The following is a 16,490-nucleotide window of genomic DNA, read 5'->3' on the forward strand; positions in this document are numbered from 1 at the left end:
CATGCCTGTGCCCTTGGACGAGTACCCGATCCACCAGACCCCGCTGTCGCTGGCCCGGGTGGCCAGTAGCGATCGGAACTTCTACGACCGCAGCTACTTCAACGCGCACGACCGCGACGGCGGCACGTTCCTGATCACCGGTCTCGGCGTGTACCCCAACCTCGGGGTGACCGACGCCTACGCCGCCGTCCGGCGCGGCGACACGGTGCGCGCGGTGCGCTTCTCCGACGCGCTCGGCGACCGGAGCCTCGACCAGCGCGTCGGCGGCTACCGCGTCGAAGTGATCGAACCGCTGCGGCGCATCCGGGTGGTCTGCGAGCACGACGATCTCGGCTTCGACCTGACCTGGACCGGGGCCTTCCCCGCCGTGCAGGAACAACCGCACCAGATCCTCGCGGGCAACCGGCCGATCATCGACGCGTCCCGATTCGCGCAGGTCGGCTCGTGGGCGGGAACGCTGCACGTGGACGGCGACGACATCATGGTCGACCCGGCGGTGTGGACCGGGACCAGGGATCGTTCGTGGGGCATCCGCCCGGTCGGCGAGACCGAGCCGCCCGGACGCGCGGCCGCCGAGCCCTCGGGCGGATTCTGGTGGCTCTACGTGCCGCTGCGGTTCGACGACTTCGCCGTCGTGGTCATCGTGCAGGAGGAGCCGGACGGCAGGCGCACCCTCAACGACGCGACCCGGATCTGGCCGGACGGACGCACCGAACAGCTCGGCTGGCCCCGCATCGCCATCGACTATCGTTCCGGCACCAGGTTTCCCGTCGGGGCGCGACTGGAGCTGACCACGCCGGACGGCAAACCCCTGGAGATCGAGATCACGCCGGGCACGGGCGTTCCCTTGCACGTCGGATGCGGCTACGGCGGCGATCCCGACTGGCAGCACGGCCAGTGGAAAGGCCGCGACTGGTCCTCCTCCAGCCGCTACGACCTCACCGACCCCGGGATCGCCGCCCGCATCCCCTACGGCGTCACCGACCACGTGGCCCGCGCCCGCTGCGGCGACGCCGAAGGCTGGGGCCTGTTCGAGCACGCCAGCATCGGCCGCCACGACCCCACCGGCTTCGCAGACTGGGGCTCGGTCGCTCCCTGAAACAGGGGCCGGAGCAGGGTCGAACGGCTCTATCGCTCATACAGCGCTGCAGCGAGCACCACGCCGTGCACGACGCGCTTGGACAGCACCAGCGGCCCGCCTTCGGCGGCGAGCAGCGCCGCGGCCTCCGCGACGCTGGCCGTGCCGATGGCGGCACGCGTCCGGTCTCCCGGGTTCGGGACGGTGACCGCCGCCAGTTCGTCGGCGGAGTAGGACCGTAGCGGCACCCTGAGGTCAGCGGCGACCGCGCGCAGTCCGGGTTCGGCGGAGCGCCGCGTGATGGTGGCGAGGCACACGATCCGATGGTCGCCCACGCTCTCGTGCAGGGCAGCGCGAATCGTGCGGGCCGAAGTGCGCGGTCGCAGGCCGATGCCGACGACGATCTCAGCGGACGGCACGGGAACTCGCGAAACGCACTGTCTCCGTTACGAATCGACGCACCGCCTGGGGATTCCCCGCCGGATGTGTATGCAGGTACGAGGCATGCACGTTGCCGCTGAGCGCCCCTTCCTGGACGCGCTCTCCCGCGCTTCCGCGCCATCCCCACGCCGGATTCCGTGGCGGCGCGGACACCACGCGCGTGCGGTGGAATTCGTGCCCACGGACCCGTTCCCCGGCCCGCCACAACGGCGAGTCGGCGAGCGCGACGGCGTCTCGGTAACCGAGCGTCAGGCGCGGCCCGAACGCGGCGTCGGCCTCCACCACTCCGGCCATCGGGTGCCCGTCCAGCGAACGGGTCAGATACAGCAGCCCGGCGCATTCGGCATGGACCGGCATCCCGTGGCGGGCGGCTTCGGCCACCGCCCGCAACAGGCCGGAATTGGCGGCCAGCTCCGCGGCGTGCTCCTCGGGGAAGCCACCTGGCAGCACCAACCCTGCTGTCCCGGCGGGCAATTCGTCGTGCAGCGGATCGAAGACGACCACTTGTGCCCCCGCGGCCGTCAGCAACTCGCGGTGCTCGGCATAGCCGAACGTGAACGCCGGGCCACCCGCCACGGCGATCAGCGGACCCTCCCGATCGGCGGGTCCGCCGATGACGATCGCGCCGTCCGTGCTTTCGTCGGCTCGCGAGATACCACCAGGCTCCGTGGAGACGCGCGAGTCCCGATCACCGCCGACAAATGTCGTCGCCGCCATGTCACCGGCTTCACCGAGCGACGCCGCGGTGTCCTCTACCCCTTCGAGCCCACGCACGGCCGCGGCGGGATCCCACGCGGGTCCCGCCACCGACGAGCGAGCGAGTGCGGCGACGGCGTGCAGGTCCACATGCGCGGCGACGAGGTCCGTCATCGCCGCCACCGCCGCTGTCGCGGCAGAACCGTGTTCCACGGCCGGGATCAAGCCGAGATGCCGGGAAGGCACCTCGAGTTCGGCCAGGCGCGGCAACGACCCGAGCACCGGCAGCCCGACGCGATCGCAGGCGGCGCGCAGCACTTGCTCGTGCCGTTCGCTGCCGACCCGATTCAGGATCACACCGCCGAGCCGGACGCCGCTGTCGAAGGTCGCGAATCCGTGCAGCAGCGCCGCCAGGCTCTGGCTGTGCCCGCGCGCGTCGACCACCAGCACCACCGGCGCCCCGAGCAGAGCCGCGACCTGCGCCGTCGAACCCTCCGCCACCGCGCCGGAATAGTGTTCATCGATCCGCCCGTCGAACAGCCCCATCACGCCCTCGACCACGGCGAGATCGCACCCCCACGCGCCGTGCCGGTACAACGGCACAACCCGTTCCTCCCCCACCAGCACCGGATCCAGATTCCTCCCCGGCCGCCCCGCCGCCAACCCGTGATATCCCGGATCGATGTAATCCGGCCCCACCTTGAACGGCGCCACCCGATGCCCCACCCGCCGCAACGCCCCCACCAACCCGGTCGCCACCGTCGTCTTCCCGCTCCCCGACGCCGGCGCCGCCACCACAACGGCTCTCATCCCCGCCTCCGCTTCACGAGTGGTACACCCTCGTGCGGCCCTCTCGCGATTCGCCGCAGCCATGTGCCACTCGCGGAGATCACCATTCGATGCCTCGTTGGCCTTTGCGGCCCGCGTCCATGGGGTGTTTGAGTTTGGTCATTTCGGTGACCAGGTCGGCGGCTTCGAGGAGGGGTTGGGGGGCGTCGCGGCCGGTGATGACGACGTGTTGGTTTCCGGGGCGGGTGCGGAGGGTTTCGACTACTTCGGCGGTGTCCACCCAGCCCCATTTGAGGGGGTAGGTGAATTCGTCGAGGACGTAGAAGCGGTGTTGTTCGGTTCCCAGGCGGCGGGCGATCTCCTGCCAGCCCGCCAGCGCGGCCGCGGCGTGGTCGTCTTCGGTGCCCTGTTTGCGGGTCCAGGACCAGCCCTCGCCCATCTTGTGCCATTCGACCGGCCCACCCGCGCCGGTCTGCTCGTGCAGTGTGCCGAGAGCGCGGAAGGCGGCTTCCTCCCCGACCTTCCATTTGGCGCTCTTCACGAATTGGAACACCGCGACGTCGAAACCTTGGTTCCAGGCCCGCAGCGCCATCCCGAACGCGGCCGTCGACTTGCCCTTGCCCGGCCCCGTGTGCACGGCGAGCACCGGCTGGTTGCGCCGCTGCCGCGTGGTCAGTCCGTCGTCGGGAACGGTCTCGGGAACACCCTTGGGCATCGAATCTCCTTGCTCTCGACCTACAGCGTGTCCAGGTCGGAAGCCACGACCTCACACAACCGGCCCGGACCGAACGGGCGCGTGCTCGCTCGACCGATCGCGCCGCCCACCAGGCGAGTGCCGCCGAGCGGCACGTAGTGGACACGCCGATCGAAAGTCGTGGTCACGCCGCTCGAACCGCACCACTCGGGCGTGCGGAACTCGACCGCACGACATCGGCGACCGAATCGCCGGTCAGCTCGGCCAACCGCAGATATCCACCGCGCAGGTCGCGAGCCAGATCCGCGGCGAGACCGAGCCGGATCATGCCGCGTTCGCAGTCGACCACGATCGAGGTGACCGCGTCCCTGGCGAGCGAGCGGGCCGCGGCGCGGGCGCGGGAAACCGGGTCGGCGCCACCGGTGGCGCGGCCATCGGTGAGCAGCACCAGCATGGGCCTGCGGCGCGGATCCCGCACCCGCTCGCGCAGCACGATCTCGCGCGCCTTCAGCAGGCCCGCGGCCAGCGGCGTCTTCCCGCCCGTGCGCATCCCGGACAACCGGCGCACCGCGATGTCGACCGACGAGGTGGGCGGCAGCACGAGTTCGGCCTCGGCACCCCGCACGGTGACGACGGCGACCTTGTCGCGGCGCTGGTAGGCGTCGCGCAGCAGCGTGACGACCGCGCCGGTGACCGCGGACAACCGGTCGCGGGCGGCCATCGAGCCGGAGGCGTCGACGACGAACACGACCAGATTCCCTTCGCGGCCTTCCCGATACGCACCACGGAGGTCTGCGGCGGCCAGCCGCAACGGCCCGGCGGCCCGCCCGCGCGCATGCTGATGCGGCGCGGCCGCGAACACGGTGCCGAGCAGGTGCAGCCCCGAGGAGGTGTCGGTGCTGGAACGCACCGCTCGCCCGTGCCGGGATTCCGCGCGTGAGCGGCGCCCCGGAGCGCCCTCGCCGACTCCGGGCACTTCCCAGCGCGGTGTCCGCGCACCAGCGGAAACCGGTGTGCCGGTATGACCTTCACCCGAGCGCCCGCCACCCGGACCGTCCGGCGGCGACGGGTCTTCATGGCCTCCGCCCGGACCTTCCGGCGGTAGGGGGTCGTCCGGGTCGTCCCCGGGACGAGCCCGTCTTTCTTCGTCCGTCACCGCACCGTCGGCCTCCCCGGCGTCCTGCTGCGCGGACGACGGCTGTTCGCGTTGCGCCTCCGCGGCGGCGTCGCGCATGGCGTCGTCGAGCTGTTGCTCGCTGATGCCGGGCTCGTCGAACGGATCGCGCCTGCGCCGGTGCGGCAACGCCAGTTCGGCGGCCACCCGCACGTCGTGCTCGGTCACCGCGTCGCCGCCGCGCCATGCGGCGTGCGCTGTCGCGGTGCGCGCGACGACCAGGTCGGCGCGCATGCCGTCGACGTCGAACGCGGCGCACAGCGCGGCGATCCGGCGCAGCTCCACATCGTCGAGCGCCACCTGTCCCAGCCGGTCGCGAGCGGCGAGAATCCGTTCGGCCACTTCCTGGTCGGCCTCGGCGTACCCGGCGGCGAATCGGGCCGGGTCGGCCTCGTAGTCCAGCCTGCGGCGCACCACCGCCATGCGCACGTCCACGTCCCGGGAGGCGGCCACGTCCACGGTCAGGCCGAATCGATCCAGCAGCTGTGGACGCAGCTCGCCCTCTTCTGGATTCATGGTGCCGACCAGAACGAATCGCGCCGGGTGCGAATGCGACACACCGTCGCGCTCGATGTGCACCCGGCCCATCGCCGCGGCGTCCAGCAGCACGTCCACCAGATGGTCGTGCAGCAGATTGACCTCATCGACGTACAGCACACCGTGATGGGCGGCGGCCAGCAGGCCGGGACGGAACGCCTGCTCCCCGTCGCGCAGCACCCGCTCCAAGTCCAGCGAGCCGACCACGCGGTCCTCGGTCGCACCCACCGGCAACTCCACCAAGCGAGCGGGCCGGGCGCCGGTCTCGTCCACCACCGGCGGGAGCAACTGCGCCAGCGCGCGCACCACGGTCGATTTCGCGGTGCCCTTCTCGCCGCGCACCAGCACGCCGCCGATACTGGGATGCACCGCGCAGAGAATCAGCGCCAGTTGCAGCCGTTCCTGCCCGACCACCGCCGAGAAGGGAAATCCCGCCTCACCGTCCGAGGTGGAAAGTGTTCGGCCGCGCTGATCGGACGTAGGCACTGTTTCGGCATGGGACAGGGACACGCCCCAACTCTAAGGGCGCGCCCGCACCCGTCCGACAGGGCCCTTCGATTCAGAACCGATGCGGGCGGGCCCCGAAAGCGCCGCACCCGCCCCGGAGACTTCCGGAGCGGGTGCGAATGGCGGGTGGAGTGGCTACTCGCCTCCCCTGCGCATCGGCACGTGCGCGATGCCGTCTTCCTCGAACTCCGGGCCGTCGACCTTGAAGCCGTGCTTGGTGTACAGGTCGATCAGGTAGCTCTGCGCGCTCAGGCGCACCGTCGCCGAGCCCACCTCGGCCAGCGCCGCCTGCAGCAGTCGCGTGGTGTACCCGTGTCCGCGAGCGGGGACCGCGGTGCAGAGCCTGCCGATGCGGAAGCTCTTCACACCGTCGCGGTGCTCTTCGCACAACCGCAGCGTGGCGATGACCTCGCCCTCGTCATCGAGCCAGAAGTGCCGGGTCTCGGGAAGCAGGTCCTTCCCGTCCAGTTCGGGGTACGCGCACTTCTGTTCGACGACGAAGACTTCGACGCGAAGTTTCAACAGCTGGTAGAGCGTCGCGGTATCGAGATCCTGCGCCCAGGAGCGTTTGAGAGCAACCGTTGACATCATCGCGCCTTGCTATCACAACCTAGGCGTTCGCCGCGACCCCTGCACGTCTCGGCGTGTTGTCGCCGCCGTCGACGAGGTTGAGCGCCTTGGAGGTCCAATCCCACACTTCGTGGAACAGCGCCGGGTCCTCCGAGAGCTTGACGCCCAGCGAGGGCACCATTTCCTTCAGCTTCGGCGTCCATTCGGCGTACTCCTGCGGGAAGCACCGCTGCAGCACGTCCAGCATGGCGGTCACGCAGGTGGAAGCGCCCGGGGACGCGCCGAGCAGACCGGCGATCGTGCCGTCCTGGGCGGCGATCACGGCGGTGCCGAACTCGAGCACGCCACCCGCGCCCTTGCGCCGGATCACCTGCACGCGCTGGCCCGCTGTAATCAGCTCCCAGTCCTTGGCCTCGGCGCGCGGGATGAACTCCGACAGCGTGATCACCTTGCCCGCCTCCGACTTCAGCAGCTCGCTGACCAGGTACTTGGTCAGGCCGAGTTCGGTGACGCCGACGCCGAGCAGCGAGAAGATGTTGTTCGGCCGCACCGACTTGAACAGGTCGGTGTTCTTGCCATCCTTGAGGAACTTCGGCGTCCAGCCCGCGTACGGGCCGAACAGCAGGCCCGGCTTGCCCTTGATGACGCGAGTGTCCAAGTGCGGCACCGACATCGGCGGAGCGCCGACCGCGGCCTTGCCGTACACCTTGGCCTCGTGCTGGTTGATCAGCGCCGGGTTCACGCAGCGGAAGAACTGACCGCTCACCGGGAACCCGCCGAAGCCCTTCGCTTCTTTGATATTCGCCTTCTGCAGCAGCGGCAGCGCGCCGCCGCCCGCGCCGACGAAGACGAACTTGCTGATCAGCGTGCGACTTTCGCGGGTGCGTACATTGCGGACCGTGACCAGCCATGATCCGTCGGACTGCTTGGACAGGTCACGCACCTCGTGCCCGAAGGCCAGGTCGGCGCCGGAGGCGCCGAGGTAGGCGAGCAGTTCCTGGGTGAGCGAGCCGAAGTCGATGTCGGTGCCGCCGTCGGTCCAGTTCAACGCGATCGGATCGGAGAAGTCGCGCCCGCGCGCCATCAGCGGCAGGCGGCGGGAGAACTCGTCGGGGCTGTCGATGTACTCCATGCCCTCGAACAGCGGGTGCGGCGCCAGCGCCTCGTACCGCTTGCGCAGGTACTGCACGTCGTCGGCGCCGTGCACGAAGCTGACGTGCGGGATGGGGTTGATGAAGGCGGACGGATCGCGCAGGATGCCGTTCTCCACGCCGTAGGACCAGAACTGGCGGGAGACCTGGAAGCGCTCGTTGATGTCGACGGCCTTGGTGATGTCCACCGAGCCGTCGGGCCGCTGCGGGCTGTAGTTCAGCTCGCACAGCGCCGAGTGTCCGGTGCCCGCGTTGTTCCACGGATCGCTGCTCTCCGCGGCGGCGGCGTCGAGCCGCTCGAACAGGGAGATCGACCAGTCCGGCTGCAGCTGCCGCAGCAGCGCGCCGAGGGTGGCACTCATGATGCCGGCACCGATGAGTACTACATCGGTCTTTTCAGTCATGGCAGCGTTCGGCACGGGTAGATCGACTTCCTTGTCTGCGCGGGCCCACCGGGCGGGTGGACCAGCCTGGGCACGGTGTAGTTGTGGCTCGGTTCCGGCGTCCGCCGGTTCCGAACGGCATGGCGGGAGTCAGGTTACCCGCCGTTCACCTACGCCCAATTGTGCACCTCACCACGCCGCCACCCCGCAGCGAACCTGCAGAATGTGCGGAATGCGACAGAGACGGTCGTCACTTCGGCGGCCGGGCGGCGGCCGCGGACTGTCCGCGTTCGACACCGTCCAATAGATTGGTCGCGTGACGAACGAACAGTCGCTTGCCGAGCCGGTCAGCACCTCCCCGGATGGCGCAGGCTGGCGCCCCGACGTCCTCGGCCCGCACTATCAGCAGCGCACGCTGGACCTCGGTCCCGACCCCGACGGTGAGGGCGAGGTGGTCGCCACGCTGGTGCGCTACGTCCCGTCCGGCGACGTCGAGCAGACCGCGGGCGCGGTGCTCTATGTCCATGGCTTCACCGATTACTTCTTCCAGGAGCACCTGGCCGAGCACTTCACCGCGCGCGGGTTCCAGTTCTATGCTCTCGACCTGCGTAAATGCGGGCGGTCGCTGCGTGAAGGGCAGACCCCCCACTATGTGACGGATCTCGCTTTCTACGACCGCGAGCTGGCGGAGTCGCTGCGGATCGTCCGGGCCGAGACCGGTGCTCCCGTCGTGCTCAACGCCCACTCGACCGGCGGCCTGGTCGTGTCGCTGTGGCTGGACCGGCTCAATCGGGCCCAGGGCACGGCCGCCGCGGGGATCACCGGCGTCGTGCTCAACAGCCCGTGGTTCGACCTGCAGGGTCCCGCGTACTACCGGAGCATCGGAACGCCGATCATCAAGGCCGTGGGACGGTTCCGGAAGATGGTCCAGCTGCCCGGCGGCAAGATCAGCACCTACGGCGACAGCCTGCACCACTCGGCGTCCGGTGAGTGGGAGTACAACCTGGACTGGAAGCCGTTGCAGGGCTTCCCGGTCCGGCTCGGCTGGCTGCGCGCGATCCGCAACGGCCACGCGCGGCTGCACCAGGGCCTGGACATCGGGGTGCCCTCCCTGATCCTGCGCTCCCGGATGACCAAGTTCGCCAAACAGTACGGTCCCGCCGTGGCCGTGGCCGACGCGGTGCTCGACGTCAAACAGATCCAGCGCTGGTCGGGTTGCCTTGGCGACCGCACCAACATGGTGCCGATCGACGGCGCCAAGCACGACGTGTTCCTGTCCGGCCCGGAACCGCTGGCCCAGGCGTTCCGCGAGCTCGACAGCTGGCTCGACTGGCTCGCGGACTACCAGGGCGCGAAGTCACCAGAGGCTGGTGCGTAGCACGATCTCGGTGGCCAGCTCGTGGTCGGCTTCGGTGGCCACGTCGGTGACGTCGACCTCGACCACCCGGAATTCGCCGTAGACGAACCGCCCCGACGTGTCGGCCACCGAGCGCGGCAGATTCTTGGTCACCAAGAGCGTGGTGGGTACCTCGACCGGACCGGTGGACGCATCCACCACCGTTCCGTCGGCGCCGGGAGTCGCCGGGTGGCCGCGATCGGCCACGACCAGGCTCTGGAAGCGGCCGAAGCCGTGTGCGCACGCCTGCCAGGCCAGCACGGCACCCGCGCCGCATCCGGCCACGTTGACCCACGGCAACCCCAGCTCATCGAGGATCGCGGTCACACCGGCCGCGTCGAGGCCGTCGATCGACTCCACCGCGAAGGTGCGCAGATCCGAGGTGTGCAGGCGAGCGCACACCCGATCGAAGACGTCCGCCGGCTCGCCCGCGTCGGGCAGCAGCAGCACGCTGTGCCGGGATTCCGGTCCGTCGATCCGCACGGTCCACGCCCGGTCACCCACCGTGATCTGCCGAGATTCCATGCCGATTCACGCTACACGGCTCGCGGCGCCGTGGCGGCGGGTCCGGGGTGGCGGAATCAGGCGAGCAGGCGCATCCCGGCCCGCTCACCTGCGTTGTGGTCGAAGGTGACGGTCAGGTCACACCCGGCCTCCTGGCCGAGCTGCTGGATCAGCGCGTCGGCGAAGTCCGCGCCGTCGGCGGCCCGGCGCAGCGCCTGGCGAACGGTGTCGGCGCGCTCGACCACGATCTCGCTGGAATCGAGCAGTCCGAGCAACACGTCGGTGACCGCTTCGGGATCCTGTTTGTAGCCGCGGCGCAGCACCCAGTGGATCTCGGCGAGCACGATCATCGTGATGTAGCCGGGTTTGCTCTCGCTGAGCCCGTCGATCACCTGATTGGCGCGGGCGGATTGCTCCGGGTCGTCCTGGGTGAGGTAGCGGATCAGCACGTTCGCGTCCAGGCCGATCATTGCGCCTTCCCTTCCACCACGTTGCCCGCGATGGCCTCGTTCATCTCCCCGAGGCCGATCGGCGAGCCGGACCAGCCCACGATGCCCTTCAGCGACTTGATCGTGCGCGTTTCGGGCACCAGTTCGTAGGTGCCGCTGGGCGTGGGGACGAAGGCGACCCGCACTCCGGTACGCAATCCCATCGCCACACGCACGTCGATCGGGATGGTGATCTGCCCCTTACTGGTCACCGTCGCCGACACCACATTGCCCCCTCGGCTGTTGGGTCTCTTCTCCGCCGCCATCATCCTCGCACCCGACCGCACTCGCTCGACCCAGCCTTACCTGGAGCCGAATTCCTTACTGCAAGGTAAGGCGCGGGGTGGCTCCCGTCAACCGATACGGTCGCTCGCGAGCACCACGTCGGTGGCCATGATCGGCAGACCGGCGGGCGCGCCCTCGGCGACCAGGCGCTCGAGCGCGGCGAGGTCGAGGTGACCTTCGATCAGGTCGGCCAGCAGATCGAGTTGCGCGGCGCGCACCCCCGCGACCGAAACATCTTCGGCCACAGCGAATCCCGACCGACCTGCCGCGGCGGCGACCGCGCGGAGCCACCCGCGGCGGAACTCGTCGGACTCGAGCAGCCCGTGCAGGTGTGTGCCCCACACCGCGCCGCGGACGCTGCCCTCCGGCTCGCGGTCGATCGTGAGCCACGCCGGGTCGCCGCGGTGCGTGACGCGGCCGTGATGGATCTCGTAGCCGCGCACGGCGACGCCCGCCGCGTGCCCGGCACTGCGGCGCAACACCTTCGGCTCGGCGAATTCGACGGTCAGGTCGAGCAGCCCGAGTCCGTCCACCGCACCGGCGCCGGACTCGACGCGGTCGAGAACGCGGGTGCCGAGCATCTGATATCCGCCGCACACGCCCAGGATCGGCCCGCCCGCGGCGGCGCGCGCCATCAGCGCGTCGGCGATGCCGGTACGCCGCAACCACCGCAGATCCGACACCGTCGCCTTACTGCCGGGCAGCACCACCAGATCGGCGTTCGCCAGCCGGGACGGCTCGGTCACCCAGCGCACCGCGACGCCGGGTTCGCAGGCCAGCGCCTCGACGTCGGTGGAGTTGGAGATGCGCGGCAGCCGGATCGCGGCGACGGTCAGCCATTCCTCGCCCACCGGCGGCCGGGGGCGGCCCACCGGCGCGTCGGCGAGGGTGCCCAGCGAGTCCTCCGCGTCGATCCAGAGGTCTTCGGCGTACGGCAGCACACCGAGGGTCGGGCGACCGGTGAGTTCGGTGAGACGCTCCAGTCCCGGCTGTAGCAGCTCAACCGCGCCGCGGAACTTGTTCACGATGAAACCCGAGATCAGTTGCTGGTCCTCGGGTTCCAGGATGGCGACGGTGCCGAACAGGTGGGCGAGCACGCCGCCGCGATCGATGTCCCCGACCAGCAGCACCGGCAGGCCCGCCGCGCGCGCGAGGCCCATGTTCGCCAGATCCGTCGCGCGCAAGTTGATCTCGGCGGGCGATCCGGCGCCTTCGCAGACGACCACGTCGAATTCGGCGCGCAGCGCGGCGAGTTCCGCGGCGACCACATCGCGCAATTCCCGCCGATGCCGGAAGTAGTCCTCGGCGCCGACGGTGCCGATCGCCTTGCCCCGCACCACCAGCTGGGAACGGCGGTCGCTGCCGGGCTTGAGCAGGACGGGATTGAACCGCACGCTGGGCTCCAGCCCGCATGCCTGAGCCTGCAACGCCTGCGCCCGCCCGATCTCCCCGCCGTCGAGCGTGACCACGGAATTGTTGGACATGTTCTGCGCCTTGAACGGCGCGACCCGCACGCCGCGCCGCGCCAGCATCCGGCAGATCCCGGCCACGACGACGCTCTTCCCCGCGTCCGAGGTCGTGCCCGCGACCAGCAGCGCGCCCTTCATCGCGGGCCGGTCTTCCGGCGCACGGCCGGGCCTCCGGTCACGGGAGGGTCAGGATCTCGGTCCCGGAATCGGTGACCACCAAGGTGTGCTCGAACTGCGCGGTCCACTTGCGGTCCTTGGTCACCACGGTCCAGCCGTCGTCCCAGATCTCGTAGTCGATGCCGCCGAGGTTGATCATCGGCTCGATCGTGAACGTCATGCCGGGTTCGATGATGGTCTCCACCGCGGGCTGGTCGTAGTGCAGCACCACGAGCCCGCTGTGAAAGGTCGGGCCGACGCCGTGGCCGGTGAAGTCGCGCACCACGCCGTAGCCGAAACGGTTGGCATAGGACTCGATGACGCGGCCGATCACGTTCAGCGCCCGACCGGGACGCACCGCTTTGATGGCCCGCATGGTGGCCTCCTCGGTCCGCTCGACGAGCAGGCGCACCTCCTCGTCGACGTCACCGGCGAGGAAGGTCTTGTTGGTGTCGCCGTGCACGCCGTCGATGTAGGCGGTGACGTCGATGTTGACGATGTCGCCGTCCTCGATCACGGTCGAGTCCGGAATGCCGTGGCAGATGACCTCGTTCAGCGAGGTGCAGCACGACTTCGGGAAACCCTTGTAACCGAGGGTCGACGGGTAGGCGCCGTGGTCGCACATGTACTCGTGCGCGATGCGGTCCAGTTCGTCGGTGGTGACACCGGGGGCGACCGCCTTACCCGCCTCCTCCAGCGCCTGCGCGGCGATCTTGCCCGCGATGCGCATCTTCTCGATCGTCTCGGCGGTCTGCACCCAGGGCTCGCGTCCCTCGTTGGCGGTCTTCTTCCACGCGTATTCCGGGCGCTCGATGGCGCGCGGGACTTCACGGGTGGGCGACAACGTACCGGGAACGAGAGGCTTGCGGGTGCGGACAGACATAGCGAACAGCGTAATCGGCCGACACCAGCGGTGCCGAGGGCCTCCGGGGACAGGGCCGGACCACGGGCACCGTGCTCATCGGCACACCCTCGGAACGAGCTATCCCGGCACGTCGGCATAGGCGACACCCGAGCGAGTAATTCCGCCGACCGCGTCCTCCGTCCACATAAGATCATCTGTCGACCGAAAGCCCTCTTCCGGTGGGAGTGAAAATGGCCACTGAACCAGCTTCTCCACCGCACCGAGACAGAAATGAAGCGGCTTCGTCGCCCGAGATACCCCCCGACCAGTCGGAGGAAAACTCCACGACCGCGCAGGCCGCGCAAGAGGACGTGCTCCCGCGCGAGGCGGACGCGACCACCAGAAGTGGACGCTACGCGCTCATAGCGGCCCTGTGCGCTGCGCTGATCTCCAGTGTCGTGTCGGCGTCGGCGGCCGTGTACGTCACGGTCAACAAGGCAGACAGAGACCAGCAACTAGCGTTGATACAGGTGACTCGCGAGAATCGCCAAAAGTCATACTACGAATTTCTTGCGAGCACTTTCAATTTCGTGGAGCAGACGGGAAAGATGGCCGGTCTCCTTCGCGTGGACAACCTCGACGGCTTCCGCGCCGCGACAGTCGAGTTCAGCCAGCGCATGAACAAGTTCCTGTCCACTCTCTATATGGCCTCCATGACATCCAGCGAAGACATGATCCACCTGTTGGCCAAATTTCCCGAAGAGACCAAAGAATTGCTGGACAAGCACTACATGCCCTTCGTGCAGAAATATACGGTCAGGACCGAGGCCCCTTCCGACAGCGATGAACGGAAGCTCGACGGCGCCGCCCTCGATACGGTGCTCATGAATTTCATCAACAGGCTCGATTCTTTGGTGAGCGACTTCATCGAGCAGGGCCGCAGGGACCTCGGCTAGCCTGCCGGTCCGTGATCGTACGGAATGGGCATGCACTGCCTCTGAGTCGAGCATGTAGGGTCGCCCAACCCGGTAGCCGCGCCGGGCAGCGGAGTCCACCCCCTTGTTCGGCTCGGCAGCCTGGCAACGAGATCACGCCGCCGACACTGCACTCCCGGTCGCCCTACCATGGGCGCGTGTCCGCACTACCTCTCATCTTCACCGCAGGCTGGGCCAGCGGAGTGAACGCATACGCGGTGGTCCTGCTGCTCGGAATCTTGGGCCGGTTCGGATTCACCGATTCGGTACCGGATGGATTGCAGCGCACCGATGTCCTGATCGCGGCGGCAGCGCTGTTCCTGATCGAGGCCGTGGCGGACAAGATCCCGTATCTCGACTCGTTCTGGGACGCTCTGCACACCGTGGTGCGGCCGATCGCGGGCGCCGTGGTCGCGGCTCTCCTGGCCGGACAGGACGGTTCGCTGCCGCAGCTCGCCGCCGGTGCGGTGGGCGGTACCGCCGCGCTGGTGAGCCACCTGGTGAAGGCCGGAACGCGCATGGCCGTCAACACCTCGCCCGAGCCCGCCAGCAACATCGTGGTCAGCACCGCCGAGGACGTGACCGTCGCGGGTGTGGTCACCCTGGCCGTGTTCCACCCTCTGGCGGCGGCGGTGATCGCGGCGGTGCTGCTCGTCATCGGTCTGGCGCTGGTGTATTTCTGCGCGAGCCGGATCCGTCGCTATCTGCGCCGGCGCCGCGCCCGCCGGGCAGCGCGCGCGGGCAACCGAGTCGCAGTCGCTGAATAATTGCCACGCAGGCGAATCCGTCACGGGCGTGCCGCGCCAGTCGACCACGCGGCACGCCGGGCGGGGCGCCCCGTTGCGCCCGCCGTCACTGTGCCGGCGACATGAGCGCCCGGCTGGAGCCGCCGGCCATGGGACTCGGCGCCGGGACGTCGCCATTCGGACGAGTGACGCTGCGGGGCAGTGTCACTACCGCGGACGAGATCACCGTCGCGACGAACTCATTGTTCGGGCAAACGGCGGCGGCCACCGGCCACGTCGGTTACCAGGTCAGTGTACCCGTCGACGAGCTCGGCCAGTTGGTACCAATGTTTATGGGTATTGTCGCTGCGCCCGCCCTCGATGTGGATGACCTGATTGGCATCCACCCAGCTACGCGCCATCCGGTCCACCACGGCGCCGAGGCTTTCGGTGTGCAACGACGCGCCGTTGCGATGCTGCGGGATCTCCTGCGCGACCCAGTCGTTGATGTCGTCGACCAGTTCGAGTCGCCGGCAGTCGATTTCGGCGATGAGTGCGGCGTCCACCACCTGCGCGCGGCGCTGGTGCAGCTCGGCGAGTGCGTGTGCGGACCGCAGCAGTTCCCGGTCTTGGAAACGCCGTCCCTGGAAAGCGCACAGCAATTGCGGCGCGGTCGGTAAGGCGCCGACCGTCGGCGCGCTCACCGCCGCACTCCGAGTTGACCCGACCCCAACGCTCTTTGTACCAACATAATTGGCTCTCGATTCGGTTATCCCGGCCATCGGATGGGTTGTCACAACTAGGCTAGCTGGATCATGCACGTACAGATGCAAGAACGCAAGATTGCGTCTGCATTTCTGCGGTCAAGGGCTCCATACGGCGCGCGGAGGCCCAGAGCAGACCGGTCGCAACCTTTTTCGGCTCACCGATCGAGCGCTTCCGGCGCCGGTCGGCGCTGACGAGCACCACCACTCGTTCCCCATTTCCGGCCGCCCGCTCGGCCGGTCGCCGGCCCGTGCACACGAATTCGCCCACTGCTGTGCACGTTCGGTAGCCGACAGTGCGCTGTCGATCTTCCTTACGACGTGGGAAGCCCCTCGCGGTCGCCTTGCCACGCGCGCCGATACCGAAGCGTCGCACCGATCCTCAGCCGCTGGCCCGACTACGCGGCCACGTTCACAGCTGGGTCACGGCGGCGAGCAACGTCAGCGCGGGCAAGGCGCCCTGCACCACCGCGCCCCTGGCGAACCGGCGGTCGTGCGCCACCAGCACCACCGCCGCGGCCAGCATCGATCCGCAGCCGGCGAGCACCAGCGCCCATCCCGCCGCGGGCACCGTCCGCAGGATGGCCACGCCGACCAGTGTCGTCACCGCGAGGAACAGGTTGTAGAAACCCTGATTGAACGCCCACGGCCGCGCCGCGGGCAGTTCGGCTCCGGAAACCCGGAATACCCCCTGGTACACCTTGGGGTCGCCGAACCGCACGGACTCCATGACGAAGATGCCGACATGGAGTAGGGCGGCCGCGACGGCGAACACCTGTACGACCCAGAGCATTCGACCTCCTCACGATGCGCGCCGGGGAATCCTATGGCCCCCAGCCGCGGAACGCCGCGCAACACACCGCCG

General features: G+C 69.1%; 18 protein-coding genes. 4 read left to right on the forward strand and 14 right to left on the reverse strand.

What is annotated here, in order from left to right:
* The first annotated feature begins 1 nt into the window (after position 1).
* Entirely contained in the window at positions 2–1,099 is a 1,098-nt protein-coding gene (locus AB0L97_RS09565; protein ID WP_356961392.1) for a hypothetical protein, read from the forward strand.
* Between the two features lie 29 nt (positions 1,100–1,128).
* On the opposite strand, the gene AB0L97_RS09570 is transcribed toward AB0L97_RS09565, so the two are convergent.
* The 7 genes from AB0L97_RS09570 to mqo form a co-directional block, all read right to left on the reverse strand.
* On the reverse strand, positions 1,129–1,497 hold the full coding sequence (locus tag AB0L97_RS09570; protein WP_355070053.1) for a cobalamin biosynthesis protein: 369 nt from the start codon (positions 1,495–1,497) through the stop codon (positions 1,129–1,131).
* Positions 1,484–3,025, reverse strand: coding sequence for a cobyrinate a,c-diamide synthase (locus AB0L97_RS09575; protein WP_364427022.1), 1,542 nt, complete (start codon positions 3,023–3,025; stop codon positions 1,484–1,486). The genes AB0L97_RS09570 and AB0L97_RS09575 overlap by 14 nt, the downstream gene beginning before the upstream one ends.
* Before the next feature lie 79 nt (positions 3,026–3,104).
* On the reverse strand, positions 3,105–3,719 hold the full coding sequence (cobO, locus tag AB0L97_RS09580; protein ID WP_364427024.1) for a cob(I)yrinic acid a,c-diamide adenosyltransferase: 615 nt from the start codon (positions 3,717–3,719) through the stop codon (positions 3,105–3,107).
* 20 nt (positions 3,720–3,739) lie between these two features.
* Positions 3,740–3,886 (reverse strand): hypothetical protein, encoded by a 147-nt coding sequence (locus AB0L97_RS09585; RefSeq protein WP_364427027.1) that lies wholly within the window; start codon positions 3,884–3,886, stop codon positions 3,740–3,742.
* The gene (locus AB0L97_RS09590; protein ID WP_364427355.1) at positions 3,883–5,895 is read right to left on the reverse strand and encodes a VWA domain-containing protein; all 2,013 of its coding nucleotides are present in this window, start codon (positions 5,893–5,895) and stop codon (positions 3,883–3,885) included. The genes AB0L97_RS09585 and AB0L97_RS09590 overlap by 4 nt, the downstream gene beginning before the upstream one ends.
* Before the next feature lie 156 nt (positions 5,896–6,051).
* Entirely contained in the window at positions 6,052–6,507 is a 456-nt protein-coding gene (locus tag AB0L97_RS09595; protein WP_356961386.1) for a GNAT family N-acetyltransferase, read from the reverse strand.
* A 19-nt stretch (positions 6,508–6,526) separates the two neighbouring features.
* Positions 6,527–8,041 carry a malate dehydrogenase (quinone) gene (gene mqo, locus AB0L97_RS09600; RefSeq protein WP_364427031.1) on the reverse strand — a complete coding sequence of 505 codons (1,515 nt, stop codon included), beginning with the start codon at positions 8,039–8,041 and terminating at the stop codon, positions 6,527–6,529.
* A gap of 295 nt (positions 8,042–8,336) precedes the next feature.
* On the opposite strand from mqo, the gene AB0L97_RS09605 reads away from it, so the two are divergent.
* Positions 8,337–9,398 (forward strand): alpha/beta hydrolase, encoded by a 1,062-nt coding sequence (locus AB0L97_RS09605; RefSeq protein ID WP_355070041.1) that lies wholly within the window; start codon positions 8,337–8,339, stop codon positions 9,396–9,398.
* Here AB0L97_RS09605 and AB0L97_RS09610 read toward each other — a convergent pair.
* The 5 genes from AB0L97_RS09610 to map form a co-directional block, all read right to left on the reverse strand.
* Positions 9,378–9,941: an alpha/beta hydrolase gene (locus AB0L97_RS09610; RefSeq protein ID WP_355070039.1), complete on the reverse strand. Its 564-nt coding sequence runs from the start codon at positions 9,939–9,941 to the stop codon at positions 9,378–9,380. The genes AB0L97_RS09605 and AB0L97_RS09610 overlap by 21 nt on opposite strands.
* Positions 9,942–9,997: 56 nt before the next feature.
* Positions 9,998–10,390 (reverse strand): type II toxin-antitoxin system VapC family toxin, encoded by a 393-nt coding sequence (locus AB0L97_RS09615; RefSeq protein ID WP_195149221.1) that lies wholly within the window; start codon positions 10,388–10,390, stop codon positions 9,998–10,000.
* Positions 10,387–10,620: an AbrB/MazE/SpoVT family DNA-binding domain-containing protein gene (locus AB0L97_RS09620; protein WP_364427036.1), complete on the reverse strand. Its 234-nt coding sequence runs from the start codon at positions 10,618–10,620 to the stop codon at positions 10,387–10,389. Before AB0L97_RS09620 ends, AB0L97_RS09615 begins: the two co-directional genes overlap by 4 nt.
* A gap of 141 nt (positions 10,621–10,761) precedes the next feature.
* Positions 10,762–12,300 (reverse strand): cobyric acid synthase, encoded by a 1,539-nt coding sequence (locus AB0L97_RS09625; protein ID WP_364427039.1) that lies wholly within the window; start codon positions 12,298–12,300, stop codon positions 10,762–10,764.
* 37 nt (positions 12,301–12,337) lie between these two features.
* Positions 12,338–13,201 carry a type I methionyl aminopeptidase gene (map, locus tag AB0L97_RS09630; RefSeq protein WP_355070033.1) on the reverse strand — a complete coding sequence of 288 codons (864 nt, stop codon included), beginning with the start codon at positions 13,199–13,201 and terminating at the stop codon, positions 12,338–12,340.
* Between the two features lie 212 nt (positions 13,202–13,413).
* Between map and AB0L97_RS09635 the strand changes: the two genes are divergently transcribed.
* Together AB0L97_RS09635 and AB0L97_RS09640 are read left to right on the forward strand one after the other, a co-directional pair.
* The gene (locus AB0L97_RS09635) at positions 13,414–14,118 is read left to right on the forward strand and encodes a hypothetical protein (protein ID WP_364427044.1); all 705 of its coding nucleotides are present in this window, start codon (positions 13,414–13,416) and stop codon (positions 14,116–14,118) included.
* A 176-nt stretch (positions 14,119–14,294) separates the two neighbouring features.
* Positions 14,295–14,903, forward strand: a complete 609-nt coding sequence (locus tag AB0L97_RS09640; RefSeq protein WP_364427047.1) for a DUF4126 domain-containing protein — start codon at positions 14,295–14,297, stop codon at positions 14,901–14,903.
* Between the two features lie 218 nt (positions 14,904–15,121).
* Here the strand turns inward: AB0L97_RS09640 and AB0L97_RS09645 are convergent, their stop codons facing one another.
* Together AB0L97_RS09645 and AB0L97_RS09650 are read right to left on the reverse strand one after the other, a co-directional pair.
* Positions 15,122–15,565, reverse strand: a complete 444-nt coding sequence (locus AB0L97_RS09645) for a DUF4254 domain-containing protein (protein WP_364427050.1) — start codon at positions 15,563–15,565, stop codon at positions 15,122–15,124.
* 472 nt (positions 15,566–16,037) lie between these two features.
* Positions 16,038–16,418, reverse strand: a complete 381-nt coding sequence (locus AB0L97_RS09650; RefSeq protein WP_356961375.1) for a DUF1304 domain-containing protein — start codon at positions 16,416–16,418, stop codon at positions 16,038–16,040.
* Between the last annotated feature and the right edge of the window lie 72 nt (positions 16,419–16,490).

Source organism: Nocardia sp. NPDC051911 (genome assembly GCF_040681035.1).
Taxonomy (GTDB): Bacteria; Actinomycetota; Actinomycetes; order Mycobacteriales; family Mycobacteriaceae; genus Nocardia; species Nocardia sichangensis.

What these genes read in the sequence shown, in the direction of transcription:
- AB0L97_RS09565 (WP_356961392.1), top strand. Translation starts at nt 2, where the DNA reads ATGCCTGTGCCCTTGGACGAGTACCCGATCCACCAGACCCCGCTGTCG.
- AB0L97_RS09575 (WP_364427022.1), bottom strand. Translation starts at nt 3,025, where the DNA reads ATGAGAGCCGTTGTGGTGGCGGCGCCGGCGTCGGGGAGCGGGAAGACG.
- cobO (WP_364427024.1), bottom strand. Translation starts at nt 3,719, where the DNA reads ATGCCCAAGGGTGTTCCCGAGACCGTTCCCGACGACGGACTGACCACG.
- AB0L97_RS09595 (WP_356961386.1), bottom strand. Translation starts at nt 6,507, where the DNA reads ATGATGTCAACGGTTGCTCTCAAACGCTCCTGGGCGCAGGATCTCGAT.
- mqo (WP_364427031.1), bottom strand. Translation starts at nt 8,041, where the DNA reads ATGACTGAAAAGACCGATGTAGTACTCATCGGTGCCGGCATCATGAGT.
- AB0L97_RS09610 (WP_355070039.1), bottom strand. Translation starts at nt 9,941, where the DNA reads ATGGAATCTCGGCAGATCACGGTGGGTGACCGGGCGTGGACCGTGCGG.
- AB0L97_RS09615 (WP_195149221.1), bottom strand. Translation starts at nt 10,390, where the DNA reads ATGATCGGCCTGGACGCGAACGTGCTGATCCGCTACCTCACCCAGGAC.
- AB0L97_RS09625 (WP_364427039.1), bottom strand. Translation starts at nt 12,300, where the DNA reads ATGAAGGGCGCGCTGCTGGTCGCGGGCACGACCTCGGACGCGGGGAAG.
- map (WP_355070033.1), bottom strand. Translation starts at nt 13,201, where the DNA reads ATGTCTGTCCGCACCCGCAAGCCTCTCGTTCCCGGTACGTTGTCGCCC.
- AB0L97_RS09635 (WP_364427044.1), top strand. Translation starts at nt 13,414, where the DNA reads ATGGCCACTGAACCAGCTTCTCCACCGCACCGAGACAGAAATGAAGCG.
- AB0L97_RS09650 (WP_356961375.1), bottom strand. Translation starts at nt 16,418, where the DNA reads ATGCTCTGGGTCGTACAGGTGTTCGCCGTCGCGGCCGCCCTACTCCAT.